Annotated in this window: 12 protein-coding genes; 8 read left to right on the top strand and 4 right to left on the bottom strand. The window is 68.1% G+C overall.

Annotated elements, in window-relative coordinates:
- The 5 genes from ACFOLG_RS10880 to ACFOLG_RS10860 form a co-directional block, all read left to right on the top strand.
- Window positions 1-2,442, top strand: a 2,442-nt coding sequence (locus ACFOLG_RS10880) for a putative bifunctional diguanylate cyclase/phosphodiesterase (protein WP_386091627.1), incomplete at its 5' end; no start/stop codon positions are given.
- A 144-nt stretch (window positions 2,443-2,586) separates the two neighbouring features.
- On the top strand, window positions 2,587-3,351 hold the full coding sequence (gene bioH, locus ACFOLG_RS10875; RefSeq protein WP_386091625.1) for a pimeloyl-ACP methyl ester esterase BioH: 765 nt from the start codon (window positions 2,587-2,589) through the stop codon (window positions 3,349-3,351).
- Window positions 3,348-4,253: a malonyl-ACP O-methyltransferase BioC gene (bioC, locus tag ACFOLG_RS10870; protein WP_386091623.1), complete on the top strand. Its 906-nt coding sequence runs from the start codon at window positions 3,348-3,350 to the stop codon at window positions 4,251-4,253. Before bioH ends, bioC begins: the two co-directional genes overlap by 4 nt.
- Before the next feature lie 15 nt (window positions 4,254-4,268).
- On the top strand, window positions 4,269-5,144 hold the full coding sequence (locus ACFOLG_RS10865; RefSeq protein ID WP_386091622.1) for a patatin-like phospholipase family protein: 876 nt from the start codon (window positions 4,269-4,271) through the stop codon (window positions 5,142-5,144).
- On the top strand, window positions 5,137-6,135 hold the full coding sequence (locus ACFOLG_RS10860) for a patatin-like phospholipase family protein (RefSeq protein ID WP_386091620.1): 999 nt from the start codon (window positions 5,137-5,139) through the stop codon (window positions 6,133-6,135). The genes ACFOLG_RS10865 and ACFOLG_RS10860 overlap by 8 nt, the downstream gene beginning before the upstream one ends.
- Before the next feature lie 51 nt (window positions 6,136-6,186).
- On the opposite strand, the gene dinB is transcribed toward ACFOLG_RS10860, so the two are convergent.
- The 4 genes from dinB to ACFOLG_RS10840 form a co-directional block, all read right to left on the bottom strand.
- A complete protein-coding gene (gene dinB / locus ACFOLG_RS10855) occupies window positions 6,187-7,272 on the bottom strand; it encodes a DNA polymerase IV (protein ID WP_386091618.1) in 1,086 nt (361 codons plus the stop codon).
- 19 nt (window positions 7,273-7,291) lie between these two features.
- Window positions 7,292-7,594 (bottom strand): SelT/SelW/SelH family protein, encoded by a 303-nt coding sequence (locus ACFOLG_RS10850; protein ID WP_386091617.1) that lies wholly within the window; start codon window positions 7,592-7,594, stop codon window positions 7,292-7,294.
- Window positions 7,595-7,967: 373 nt separating this feature from the next.
- Window positions 7,968-10,703: a bifunctional diguanylate cyclase/phosphodiesterase gene (locus ACFOLG_RS10845; RefSeq protein ID WP_386091615.1), complete on the bottom strand. Its 2,736-nt coding sequence runs from the start codon at window positions 10,701-10,703 to the stop codon at window positions 7,968-7,970.
- Window positions 10,704-10,921: 218 nt separating this feature from the next.
- On the bottom strand, window positions 10,922-11,380 hold the full coding sequence (locus ACFOLG_RS10840; RefSeq protein ID WP_386091613.1) for a copper chaperone PCu(A)C: 459 nt from the start codon (window positions 11,378-11,380) through the stop codon (window positions 10,922-10,924).
- 201 nt (window positions 11,381-11,581) lie between these two features.
- Here ACFOLG_RS10840 and ACFOLG_RS10835 point away from each other — a divergent pair, with 201 nt between their 5' ends.
- The 3 genes from ACFOLG_RS10835 to ACFOLG_RS10825 all read left to right on the top strand — a co-directional run bounded on the left by ACFOLG_RS10835 (window position 11,582) and on the right by ACFOLG_RS10825 (window position 13,159).
- Window positions 11,582-12,046 carry a GFA family protein gene (locus ACFOLG_RS10835; protein WP_386091611.1) on the top strand — a complete coding sequence of 155 codons (465 nt, stop codon included), beginning with the start codon at window positions 11,582-11,584 and terminating at the stop codon, window positions 12,044-12,046.
- Between the two features lie 70 nt (window positions 12,047-12,116).
- A complete protein-coding gene (locus ACFOLG_RS10830; protein ID WP_386091609.1) occupies window positions 12,117-12,833 on the top strand; it encodes an AzlC family ABC transporter permease in 717 nt (238 codons plus the stop codon).
- Window positions 12,830-13,159, top strand: coding sequence for an AzlD domain-containing protein (locus tag ACFOLG_RS10825; RefSeq protein WP_386091607.1), 330 nt, complete (start codon window positions 12,830-12,832; stop codon window positions 13,157-13,159). The genes ACFOLG_RS10830 and ACFOLG_RS10825 overlap by 4 nt, the downstream gene beginning before the upstream one ends.
- Window positions 13,160-13,237 lie beyond the last annotated feature (78 nt).

The raw sequence follows: 13,237 nt of genomic DNA, 5'->3' as shown, positions 1-13,237 counted from the left end.
GACGACCTGGATACCGTGCTGCCGCAGCTGCACCAGGCGGTGCGCTTCCTGATGCCGGCCGACAATTTCTACATCGCGCTGCACGACGACAACGCCGGAGTGTTGCGTTTTCCCTACTTCGTTGACCAGAGTGATGCATTAAAACCACAGCCGGAACAGACCTTTCCGGCGCGCGGCCCGGATGCCTCGCTGACCGCCTGGCTGATCCGCGAGAACCAGTGCCTGACGCTCGGCGGCGACGACCTGATCACCCTGTGCCGGCGTGAAGGCATCCCGCAGCACGGCGCCGCTTGCGACTGGTGGATGGGCATGCCGCTCAGCAACGGCAGCGGCAAGGTGATGGGCGCCATGGTGGTGCAGGGCTACCACGGCCAGGCGCGACCGGACCACCAGGCCGAGGCCGCCTTCTTATATGTCGGCCACCATATTTCCGCGGCGCTGGACCGGCTGCTGTACCGCGCCGACCTGGAACAGCAGGTGTGGCGCCGCACCAGCGAGCTGGAAACCATCAACGCGCGGTTGCGCGCCGAGGTGGCCGAGCGCCAGCGCACCGAGCAGCTGCAGACCATGCTGTTCCGCATCGCCGAACTGTCCAATACCAGCCTGTCGATGGAAGCATTCTTCGCCGGCCTGCACCGCCTGCTGGCCGAGCTGATCGACGCCGGCAACTGCCAGGTGGCGCTGTACGACCAGGAACGCGACGAGCTGAGCTTTCCCTACTGCGCCGACCTGTACCAGGCGGAGCTGGCGCCGCGCGCGCCGGGGCGCGGGCCGGTGGAGCAGGTGCTGCACAGCGGCCGGCCGCTGCTGCTGGCCGAGACGCGCTGCGCGCAGGACGACGACGCACTGGAAGCGCCGCCCTGCAGCTGGCTTGGGGTACCGCTGTACAGCGGCACGCTGCTGCGCGGCGTGCTGTCGGTGCAGAGCTACAGCCCGGACACCCGCTACAGCTGGCGCGAGCAGGAGATCCTGGAATTCGTTGCCAACCACATCGGCAGCGCGCTGGCGCGGGTGCAGGCGCTGGACGACCTGCAGCGCGCCTATGCCGACCTGGAGCAGCGCGTGCGCGAGCGCACCACCCAGCTGGACGCGGTGAACGCCCAGCTGCAGCACGACAGCCTGCACGATCCGCTGACCAAGCTGCCCAACCGCAACTACTTCGGCCGCGTGCTCAAGCGCAGCTGGGACGCCTTCCAGCTCGACCCGGAGCAGCGCTTTGCCGTGCTGTTCATCGACCTGGACCGCTTCAAGCTGGTGAACGACTCGCTGGGCCACCTGGCCGGCGACCTGCTGCTGATCGAAGCGGCGCAGCGCATCCAGGGCACGCTGCGCTTCGCCGACTTCCTCGCCCGCCTCGGCGGCGATGAATTCGCCGTGCTGCTGTCCTGCGTCGACACCATGGACGAGTGCGAGGACATCGCCCGCCAGCTGGTGGCGTCGTTCGAGCGCCCCATCGTGCTGTCCGGCCGCGAGCTGTTCACCACTGTCAGCCTGGGGGTGGTGCTGGCCGACAAGAGCCACTACAGCCGCGCCGAGGACATGCTGCGCGACGCCGACCACGCCATGTACCGCAGCAAGCAGCGCGGCCGCCACGGCTACACCCTGTTCAACCAGGAGCTGCGCCGCGACCAGGCCGACCAGCTGGCGCTGGAGGCCGAGCTGCGCCATGCGCTGACCAACGACTACGAACTGGTGCCGTACTACCAGGCCATCGTCGACAGCCAGACCGGGCGCCTGGCCGGCTTCGAAACGCTGGTGCGCTGGCACCATCCGCAGCGCGGCATGATCCCGCCCAGCGTGTTCATGCCGATGGCGGAAGAAAGCGGCCTGATCCTCAAGCTGGACCGCTACATGATCGAGCGCGCCTGTGCGCAGTTGGCCGCATGGTATGCCGACGGCCAGCTCAGCAACGAGGTGTGCCTGCACATCAACCTGTCGTCCACCCATTTCCACGACCGCACGCTGCTGGACTGGCTGTTGCCGCTGGTGCGCCAGTACGGCCTGCCGGCCGGCACCCTGCACCTGGAGGTGACCGAGAGCGCGCTGATCGACGTGCCCGACCTGGCCATCCGCGTGATGCAGGAGCTGAAGACGCAGGGCGTGTGCCTGGCGCTGGACGATTTCGGCACCGGCTACTCGGCGCTGTCCTACCTGCACCGCTTCCAGTTCGACGTGCTGAAGATCGACCAGGCCTTCGTGCGCGAAGTGCACTGCCAGGACGAATCCGCCGCCATCGTGCGCGCCATCCTGGCGCTGGCGGCGGCGCTGGGGCTGGAAGTGGTGGCCGAAGGGGTGGAAACCCCGGCGCAGGTACAGGCGCTGCGCGAGCTGGGCTGTACCCGGCTGCAGGGCTACTACTTCGCCCGTCCGGTACCGGCCGCCGCACTGGATTGGGCGCGCCTCAACGGCAGCGTGCCGGCAGTCGCCGCGCTTAGCGCCTGAGCGGCGCAGACCAGTGTCAGCATTCGCTGTAACACGTCGCCCCGTTGTCATGACCGGGCGGCGTTTTTCACTGCCGGCCCGCCGGCGGGTATCTTTCCGCCGGCAGTATTGCGAAAATGCGCTTTTGCCTCACCTTGTTGTTTCATGAGCCTTTTTATCGAGAGTCACGGCCGCGGCGCCGACGTGGTGCTGCTGCACGGCTGGGGCCTGCACGGCGGCGTGTTTGACCGCATTGCGGCCAACCTTGCCGCCGATTTCTGCGTGCATCTGGTGGATCTGCCCGGCCACGGCGGCAGCGCCGCCAGCGCCAGCTTCAACCCGGACACCATCGCCGCGCAGCTGGCCGCGCACTTCCCGCTACCGGTGCAGGTGGTGGGCTGGTCGCTGGGCGGGCTGATCGCCCAGCACTGGGCCGCCCGCCATCCGGCGCAGGTGAAGAGCCTGGCGCTGATCGCCACCAGCCCGCGCTTCGTGCGCGACGACAGTTGGCCGCATGCGCAGCAGCGCGCCGCCATCGAAGGTGTCGGCGCCAGCCTGGACAGCGCCTTCGAGCAGACGCTGGAGCGCTTCCTCGCGCTGCAGCTCTTGGGCGCGCCGGCGGCACGGCAGACGCTGGCGGCGCTGAAGGAGCAGCTATTCGCCCACGGCCGGCCGCAGGGCCTGCTGCCGGCGCTGGACTGCCTGCTGGCTGCCGACGCGCGGGAACTTGCGCCGCTGATTAGCTGTCCTGTAGGGCTGTTCTACGGTGCCCGCGATGCCATCACCCCGATCGGGGCGGGTCGCTGGCTGGCCGCAGCGCTGCCGGACGCCACCCTGTACGAATTTGCCCAGGCTTCGCATGCGCCCTTCCTCTCGCACGAGAGCGAGTTTCTGCAGCACCTGCGCCACCACCTGGAACAACACGCATGACTGAAGCGTTTTACACCGACAAGACCCGCGTGCGCGCCTCGTTCGAGCGCGCGGCGGGCAGCTACGATGCCGCCGCCGTGCTGCAGCGCGAAGTGTCGGACCGCATGGCCGAACGGCTGGACTACATCAAGCTGCAGCCGGAGGTGATCCTCGATGCCGGCAGCGGCACCGGCTACGGCAGCGCCGCGCTGCGCCGCCGCTACCCGGACGCCCGCGTGCTGGAGCTGGACCTGGCGCACGCCATGTTGTGCGCCTCGCGCGAAAAGCAGCGCGCCGGCCAGGGCATGCTGTCGCGGCTGTTCAAGCCGCAGCAGCCGTGGCAGCTGTGCGCCGACGTGGAGCGCCTGCCGCTGGCCGACAACAGCGTGGACATGATCTGGTCCAGCCTCACCATCCAGTGGCTGAACCTGCCGGACGCGGTATTCGCCGAATTCCAGCGCGTGCTCAAGCCGGGCGGCATGGTGCTGTTCGCCACCCTGGGGCCGGACACGCTGTTCGAACTGCGCGCGGCGTTCAGCCACGCCGACGGCGCCAACCACGTCAACCAGTTCATCGACATGCACGACCTGGGCGATGCCATGCTGGCCAGCGGCCTGTCCGAGCCGGTGATGGACATGGAGAAGATCGTGATGACCTACGCCAGCGCGCGCGAGGTGATGCAGGATCTCAAATCCATCGGCGCGCACAACGTCACCGCCGGCCGCGGCCGCGGCCTGCTGGGCAAGCATGCCTGGCAGCGGGTGTGCGAGGCCTACGACGGCTACCGCCGCGACGGCCAGCTGCCGGCCACCTATGAAGTGCTGTATGGCCACGCCTGGAAGGGCGTGCCGAAGAAAAAACCGACCATCCTGCCCGACGGGCGGCAGGTGATCGAATTTACCCGTAACCCGCCCAAGCCATGAGTTGCTGATACCCGTATGACCCTGATCCGCCGTCTGTTGGCCATCACCCTGCTTGCCGGGCTGGCCGCCTGTAGCACCCCCACCGCGCCGGTGGCGAAAATCCCGGCCAAACCCAAGATCGCCTTCGCCCTCGGCGGCGGCGCCGCCAAGGGTTTCGCCCACGTCGGCGTGATTCGCGTGCTGGAGCAGAACGGCATCAAGGCCGACATCGTCACCGGCACCAGCGCCGGCAGCGTGGTCGGCGCCATCTATGCCTCCGGCGTGGATGGCGACGCGCTGCGCTACCGCGCCATGCGCATCGACGAGAGCGAGCTGCGCGACTTCACGCTGTCCACCAGCGGCTTTCTGAAGGGCGAGAAGTTGGCCGCATTGGTGAACCAGCAGGTGGATGGCAAGAAGATCGAGCAGATGCCGCGCAAGTTCGGCGTGGTGGCCACCAATCTGGATAGCGGCACGCGCATCGTGTTCCGCAGTGGCGACACCGGCACCGCGGTGCGCGCCTCGGCGGCGATTCCCAACGTGTTCCAGCCGGTGACCATCGCCGGCAAGCGCTACGTGGACGGCGGGCTGGTCAGCCCGGTGCCGGTGAGCGCGGCGCGCGAGATGGGCGCCGACATCGTGGTGGCGGTGGACATCTCCGCCAAGCCGGTGGGCAAGGCGGCGGCAGGCTTCTTCAGCCTGCTGGACCGCAGCCTGAGCATCATGAACATGGCGGCGCTGGCGCAGGAACTGAAGCAGGCCGACGTGGTGATCCGCCCCAATGTGCTGAACATTGGCGCCGCCGATTTCGACGAGCGCGGCAACGCCATCCTGGAAGGCGAGAAAGCGGCGCGGGCCGCGCTGCCGCAGCTGAAGGCGGCGATTGCCCGCTGGCAGCAACAGCATGGCTAAGCGCCTGCTCGCGCTGTTGGGCGTCTTGCTGTTGGCTGCTTGCGCCAGCCCGCAGTCGCCGGCAACCGTGGCCGCTACGCCGGCCCTGCCGGCCAGCGCAGCGGCCGCCGAAGCGCCTTCCGCGCTGCCGGCGGCGCCCGGCAAGCCGCTTGCGGCCAACCCGCTAGCGGTGAAACCGGCCGCACCGCGTCTGCCGCGCGCGCCACGCATCGCGCTGGCGCTCGGCGGCGGCGCCGCCAAGGGCTTCGCCCACGTCGGCGTGATCCGCGTGCTGGAGCAGGCCGGCATCCGCCCGGAGATCATCGCCGGCACCAGTGCCGGCAGCGTGGTGGGCGCCATCTACGCCTCCGGCATCAGCGGCGAGAAGCTGTACCGCCGCGCGCTGACGCTGGACGAGGACGAACTGAAGGATTTCACCCTGTCCGGCAACGGTTTCCTGAAAGGCGACAAGCTGCAGGCCTTTGTCAACCAGCAGGTTGGCCGCAAGGCCATCGAAGCCTTGCCGCGCAAGTTCGCCGCGGTGGCCACCAATTTCGATAGCGGCGAGCGCGCGGTGTTCAAGAGCGGCAACACCGGGCAGGCGGTGCGCGCCTCGGCGGCGATTCCCAATGTGTTCCAGCCGGTGAGCATCAAGGGCCGCCGCTACGTGGACGGCGGCCTGGTGAGCCCGGTGCCGGTGCTGGCCGCGCGCGAACTGGGGGCCGACATCGTGATCGCGGTGGACATCTCCGCCAAGCCGGTGCAGCGCAAGAGCGGGCTGTTCGGCAACCTCGACCAGAGCCTGGCGATCATGAACCAGGCGGCGCTGGCGCTGGAATTGAAGCAGGCGGACGTGATCCTGCGGCCGCGGGTGCTGAGCCTGGGTGCCGCCGACTTCGACCAGCGTCGCCGCGCGATACGCGAAGGCGAAAAGGTTGGCCGCGAGGCGCTGCCGGTGATCCGCCGCATCGTGGCGGCCTGGCAGCAGCGCGCGCAGCTGGCCAGCCGCTGAGCGGCACGCACAAATCCCCTGATCCTGCGTTACACCGCCGAACGCCGCCGCTTAGCCGGCGGCGTTGTCATGTGCGGAGATATCGAACAGCTGCAGCTGCTGCGGCACGCGCTGTGCTTCCTGCAGCCGCACCCCCACCCCCAGCAGCCGCACCGGGCGGTTGCCGCGGGCAAAGCCGGTGGCCAGCAGGCTGTCGATCACGTTCTCGTCCAGTAGCTGCGCCACGGTTTCCACCGTGGTCTGGCTGAAGTCGGCGAACTTGATCTTGATGTTCACGCCGCGGAACGGCGGGTCGCCGGCGCGGCGCAGCCTGTCCCGCAGCCGCGTGATCAGCTCCGGCAGCTCGGCGCGGCAGGCGGCGAGATTCGGCAGGTCACGGTTGTAGGTTTCTTCCACGCTCACCGATTTGCGCTCGTGGTCGTTATGCACCGCGCGGTGGTCGATGCCGCGCGCCAGCTCGTACAGGTTTTTGCCGAACTTGCCGAAGCGGCGCAGCATCTCCAGCAGCTCCAGCCGCTGCAGATCGCCACAGGTGTGGAAACCCTGCAGCTTGAGCTTGCCGGCGGTGACTTCGCCCACGCCCCAGATTTTTTCCACCGGCAGCACGCGCACGAAATCGGCCACGTCCTGCGGCCGCACCAGGAACTGGCCGTCCGGCTTGTGCCAGTCGCTGGCGATCTTGGCCAGGAACTTGTTGGGGGCGATGCCGGCGGAGGCGGTGATGCCGACCTCGTTGCGGATGGCGGCGCGGATCTCGGCCGCCATCAGGCTGGCGCTGCCCTGGCAGTGCGGCTGGCCGCTGACGTCCAGGTAGGCTTCGTCCAGCGACAGCGGTTCGATCAGGCTGGTGTAGCGCTGGAAGACGGTATGCACCGCCTGGCTGGCGGCGCGGTAGCGGGCAAAGTCGGACGGCACGATCAACAGCTGCGGGCATAGCCGCAGCGCCAGCGACGACGGCATGGCGCTTTTCACGCCGAAGCGGCGCGCCAGGTAGTTGCAGGTGGAAATCACCCCGCGCTGGCCGGGCTGGCCGCCCACCGCCAGCGGGATGTCGCGCCAGGCCGGATTGTCGCGCATCTCCACCGCGGCGAAGAAGCAGTCGCAGTCGATGTGGATGATCTTGCGTTGCGCGGACATGTTGCGGCCAACGTGGGCGTTAGCCGGCGGGCTTGTCGCTGTGGCCCAGCGCCTTGTCCGGCGCCACGCGGTCGCGCACGCGCTGCTTCAGCTCCTTGATGTCGGGAAAGCCGCCGTCGCGGGCGCGGTCCCAGACCAGTTCGCCGTCGATGCTGATCTGGAACACGCCGCCGCTGCCGGGTTGCAGCGCCACTTCGTCGAGGTCTTTTTCGAAGGTGGTAAGCAGCTCCTGCGCCATCCAGGCGGCGCGCAGCAGCCAGCGGCAGCCGGTGCAATAGCGAATGGCGATACGGGGCAGGGCAGTGGGGGCGAGATCAGTCATGACAGCTTGGCCGCAGGAAAAACCTGATGGTACTGGGCCGGGGCGGCAGTGAAAACCGTGATGTGCTAACGGGGGTAAGGCTGCTTGGGGGAGAACCCCGCGGAGGGACGTTGCACCGTCGCCTTGTTCCGCTTGATGTCTGTATTGTGTCTGTTGTGGCCCATGCTGAGCTTGTCTCTCCTCCATCACCCGGTCTTTGGTAAACCTGGCGCAGTGCTGGAGGCGGCGGTGCAACGTGAGGGGCAGTGTGCATCATGTTGGCGCAGCGGGGAAGCACAAGCGCCAAGTGTCGGACAATGTTGCGCTGCACGATGTGACATCGTTGCAACAATTCGTTGCATTTTTTACAAGCAACTATGGGGAAATGCCGCGCTCAGGGCTGCAGCTGCAACGGTCTTGCCGCGGCCAGGAACTGTTCCAGTGCATTGGCCGGCAGCGGTTTGCTGATCAGATAGCCCTGCGCGTAGTCGCAGCCGTGCTGCGCCAGGAAGCGCGCCTGCTGGATGTTTTCGATGCCCTCGCCGGTGACCGAGGCGCCCAGGGTGTGGCCCATGGCCACGATCATGCGCACCAGGTTGCTGCTGCTGTCGTTTTCCGGCACGTGGTCGAGGAACTGCTTGTCGATCTTGAGCTTTTCCACCGGGAAGCGGCGCAGGTAGCTGAACGAGGCGTAGCCGGTGCCGAAGTCGTCAATGGCGATGGCGATGCCCAGCGCGCGCAGCAATTGCAGGTTGCTGTCGATGGCCGGGGTGTTGCGCAGCGCCAGGCCTTCGGTCACTTCCAGTTCCAGCGCTTCGCCCGGCAGGTGGTGGGTGGCGAGGATGGCGGCCACCACTTCGGCGAAGCGCGCGTCCTCCAGCTGCAGCAGCGACACGTTGATGGAGATGACGAAGCTGCTCAGGTATTGCTGGCGCCACTGCGCGGCATGGCGGATGCCTTCCTGCAGCACCCATTCGCCCAGCGCATGGATCACGCCGCTTTCTTCCGCCAGCGGGATGAAGTCCACCGGCGAGATCAGCCCCAGTTCCGGGTGTAGCCAGCGCACCAGCGCCTCGGCGCCGGCCACCTTGCCGCTCTTCAGCGACACATAGGGCTGGTAGTTCAGCAGCAGTTCGCCGCGGGCCACCGCCTGGCGCAGGTCGGCCTGCAGCCGGTTGCGACGGCGCCAGTTGCTGTTGATGTCCGGGTGGAAGCGCACCCAGCTGCCCGGGCTTTCGCGCGACAGCAGCAGCGCCGCCTCGGCGTTTTCTAGGATCGCCTCCGCCTCGTCGCAATCGTGCGGGTAGATCGCCAGCCCGACGCTGAGGCGCAGAAACAGCGGCTGGCCCTGCACTTCCAGCGGCTTGGCCAGCAGGGTGGTGATGTCGTCCACCCGCCGCGACAGCTGCTCTTCGTCCTGTCCCAGCAGCTGCAGCGCAAAGCGGTTGTCGGCGCTGCGCGCCACCATTTCGCCGTTGCCGATGCTGCCTTCCAGCCGGCGCCCCAGTTCGCGGATCACCAGGTCGCCATTGTCGCGGCCGAACAGCTCGTTGATGTTGGCCAGCCCTTCCACCGCCAGCATCATGCAGCCCACCGGCTGCGCCTCGCGCTGGCCGCTGTGCTGGCGCTGCTGCACCAGCTCGTCCAGCTGCATCTGCAGGCGGGTGCGGTTGGGCAGGCCGGTGAAGCGGTCGTAGTAGAACTGGCGGTACAGCTCGCCCTCGGCGTGCAGCCGCGCGCGCGATTCCATCACCAGCGCGATAACGTTGGCCGCAGCGCACATGAAGTCGATCTCGTCCGGCTGCCATTCGCGACGCGGCGTCTGCGATTCGGCGCACAGCACGCCCTGGTGCATGCCGCCCACCATGATGCTGGCGTCGAGCAGCGCGGTGACGCCGCGGCTGTACAGGTAGTGTCGCAGCGACAGCAGGCGCGGGTCGTCCTGGGTCTGGCTGCTGGCCAGGTAGCGGTCGGCCTGCAGCGCCTGCAGATAGTCGCCATGCTGGCTTTCGTCCAGCACCTCGCCGCCGAGGCGCTCGCCGGTCAGGGTGTTGATGCCGGCCAGGCACTGCAGTTCCTTGCGGTCATTGCTGAACTGCCACACGCTGACGCGCGAGATGGCCAGTGTCTGCGCCAGCAGCGGTAGCATCTCGGCCAGGTAGTCGTCCAGCTCCTGCTGGTCGTCGTGCCGCAGGCTTACCAGCTGCTGCAGCACCTGGCCCTGCTGCCGCTGCCGTTCCGCCTGCTGCTGCTGGCGCTGCTGCAGGCGGCGGGCGGTGCGCAGCACCAGCAGCCCCAGCAGCAGCACGGTGCTGAGCAGGATCAGGCTTTGCGGCAGCACGCGCTGCAGCAGCGCCTGCCCCGGGCTCTGGGTCGGCCAGCTCAGGTAGGCCAGGTTCTGGCCGCTGTTGTTTTTCAGCGGCAGCACCTCTTCCACCGCCGGGTTGCTGGCGCCGAAATTGAGCGTCAGGCTGGGCAGGCCGTAGGAGGTGGCGATCTGTTGCAGCAGGTTGCTGTCCAGGTGGCGGGCAAACAGCAGGTAGCGCGGCACCGGCCCCGGCAGCTGCTGCGGGTCTTCCGGCGAGATGCGCTGCAGCGACAGCATCAGCAGCCGCGTTTCCGGCTGGCCGCTTTGCGGGTTGAGCGCGTTGTATTGCAGCAGCTGGCTGAAAGGTTGGCCGTACTGGTTGGCAGCGGCGTAGCGGTCGGCATTGCGCAGCAGCAGTTGCCATTGCGCCGGCGACAGCGGCAGCAGCCGGCCGGGATCGCCGGCCAGCACGCCATGCTGGCGCCCCAGCAGCACGCCGCGCTCCTTGTCGATCAGCAGGGCCAGCTGCACGCCCAGGTTGTGGTAGATGGACGGCGTGAGGTTGTCGTTCAGCCAGGCCAGGTCCGGCTGCAGCGCGTTGACATGGATGGCCATGTCGTTCCACAGCGCGTAGTCGGCCAGGTTGGTGGCCAGCTGGCGGCGCTGGCGCAGCAGCTCCTGCTCCAGACCCTGCTGCACCAGGTTGTGGGTGGCACTGTCCAGCTCGCGGGCGGCACTGCGCGCAATCTGCCAGATGCCGGCCAGGCCAAGCAGCAACAGCAGCAACAGCAACAGCAGTGGGCGAAAGCGTTTGTTCAGCATGCAGAGGCGTCGGCATCGCGGCAGGTTCGATAAGGCCATAAGCATAGCAGCACCGCGCGCTGCCCCGGCGTGCTTTGTAACGAACCCGACATCGTGGCATGGTATTTGGCGCTGCCGGGCCGTCGGTTGTCGCGGGAAGCGGAAATTCTGCCGCCGCGGCCAGGTGCTCGCGCCAGAAAAAAGGCTACCGCGGGTGGCCTGGCGGTGTGCTGCCGGGGTCAGTGTGGCATCGGCATGGCGCCGCCGTCCTCCACCCGGACCTCGACGCGGATATCGCCGGCTTTCTCGAACTTCAGCGTCAGCGGGAACTTGTCGCCGGCATGTGGCTGCTGTTTCACCCCCAGCAGCATCAGGTGCAGGCTGCCCGGCGCCAGCTGCAGGGTTTCGCCCGGCGCCACGCCGACGCCGGCGGCCAATGCGCGCATGCGCATCACGCCGTTGTCGTTCTGGTGGCTGTGCAGCTCGACCGCGTCCGCCAGTGGGCTGCTGGCGCCCAGCAGTTTGTCGGCGGTCTTGCCGCCATTGCTGATCGACAGGAAGGCGGCGCTGCTCGGCGCGGCCGGCGGCATGGCGCGGCTGTACGGGTGGCCGATTTTCAGCGCGCCCAGAGTGTATTCGTGGGCGGCGGCGGGCAGGGCGATCAGGCCGGCAACGGCGATGGCAAGCAGGGTACGCATGGACAATCCTTGGACAGCAGGTGAGTCGGTCATTTGGCCACCACGCTATCACGCCTCGCCGGTGCGGAGTAGTGACAAAATGTCGCAGGCGAGGCTGGTGCGCACCGATGGCTGGCGCGCTGCTGGCGGCGGAACAGTGTGTTTGTTCGGCGCCGGCGGCGGCTATGCCAGAATTGCGCTTTTGCCAGCCGGAGCGCGCGGATGCAGGTATTGGATGGCGGTTGCCAGTGTGGCCAGCTGCGTTACCGGGTGAGCGGGCGCGTGGCGGCGTTGTTCGCCTGCCATTGCCGCGATTGCCAGCGGCACAGCGCCAGCGCCTTCGGCATGGCGCTGTGGCTGCGCGATTACCAGCTGACGCTGCTGCAGGGCCGCAGCGCGCAGTGGGCGCGGCATACCCCCGGCGGCAAGGTGACCGACTGCCACTTCTGCCCGCAGTGCGGCAGCCGGCTGTTCCACCACAACCGCGCCACGCCGCAGTTCCTCAGCATCAAGCCCGGCTCGCTGGACGACACCTCCTGGCTGCGACCGGCGGCGCACATCTGGACCGACAGTGCCCAGCCCTGGCTGCCGTTGCCGGTGGATGTGCCGGGCTTGCCGGGCAACCCGGACGACTTCGCCGCGCTGCTGGCCGCCTGGCAGGCGGCGCCGGATGCTTGCCGCGGCTGAGGCGCAAGCTGGTGCAAGACAAGCTTGGCTGCCGCCGGGTAGGCTGCGGCCAACGTTTAGGAGATTTTCCATGACCGACCGTATTACCGCGCTGCTGGCCGGCAGCCGCGACACCATTCCCATGCTGGTGGGCGCCGCGCCGTTCGGCGTGATCTTCGGCACCCTGGCCATTGCCAGCGGCATTCCGGTGTGGGCCACGCTGGCGCTGTCGGCGCTGGTGTTCGCCGGCTCGTCGCAATTCGTCGCCGTCGGGCTGATCGGCGGCGGCGTGGCGCTGCCGGTGCTGTGGCTGACCACCTTCGTGGTCAACCTGCGCCATGCGCTGTACAGCGCTACCTTGCTGCCGCACGCGCGCCATCTGCCGGCGCGCTGGCGCTGGCCGCTGGCGTTCTGGCTCACCGACGAAACCTTCGCCGTGGTGGAGCACCGCCTGCGCGCGCACGGCGACGACATGGCCGGCGCCTGGTACTGGCTGGGCTCGTCGCTGGCGATGTATCTGAACTGGCTGCTGTGGACCACCGCCGGCGTGCTGCTGGGCAAGAGCGTGCCCGGCCTCGCCGAGCTGGGGCTGGATTTCGCCATGGTGGCCACCTTCGCCGCCATCGTGGCGCCGCAATTGAAAAAGCGCCCGGTGTTGATCGCCGCCCTGCTGGCCGGCACGGTGGCGCTGCTGGCGCGCCACCTGCCATACAAGCTGGGGCTGATGCTGGCGGCGCTGGCCGGTGTAGCCGGCGGCCTGCTGGCGGAAAGGTTGGCCGCCGGCGCGCCGCAGGAGGAACAAGCATGAACATGACGACACAGCAATTGCTGCTGGCCATTGCCGGCATGGTGGTGGTGACCTACGGCATCCGCCTGAGCTTCCTGGTGTTCGGCCACCGGCTGGCGTTTCCGCACTGGCTGGAGCGCAGCCTGCGCTACGTGCCGGCTGCGGTGCTCACCGCGCTGATCGTGCCGATGGCGCTGGCGCCGCAGGGCGACATCGCATTGACGCTGGGCAACGCCTACCTGCCGGGTACGCTGGCCGCCGGCGCGCTGGCGTTCTTCACCCGCCGCACGCTGCTGGCCATCATCGGCGGCTTCGTGGTGTACGGGCTGTGGCGCTGGCTGATGTAAGGGTCGTTCGAAAAACGCCGGCTGGCGTTGCGCGACTGCGTTGCGTACGAACAATCCCGCCTGACATCGCAACGCTAT

It is taken from the genome of Vogesella facilis, from assembly GCF_042648525.1.
Taxonomy (GTDB): domain Bacteria; phylum Pseudomonadota; class Gammaproteobacteria; order Burkholderiales; family Chromobacteriaceae; genus Vogesella; species Vogesella facilis.
This window is presented reverse-complemented; position numbering and strand designations above follow the sequence as displayed.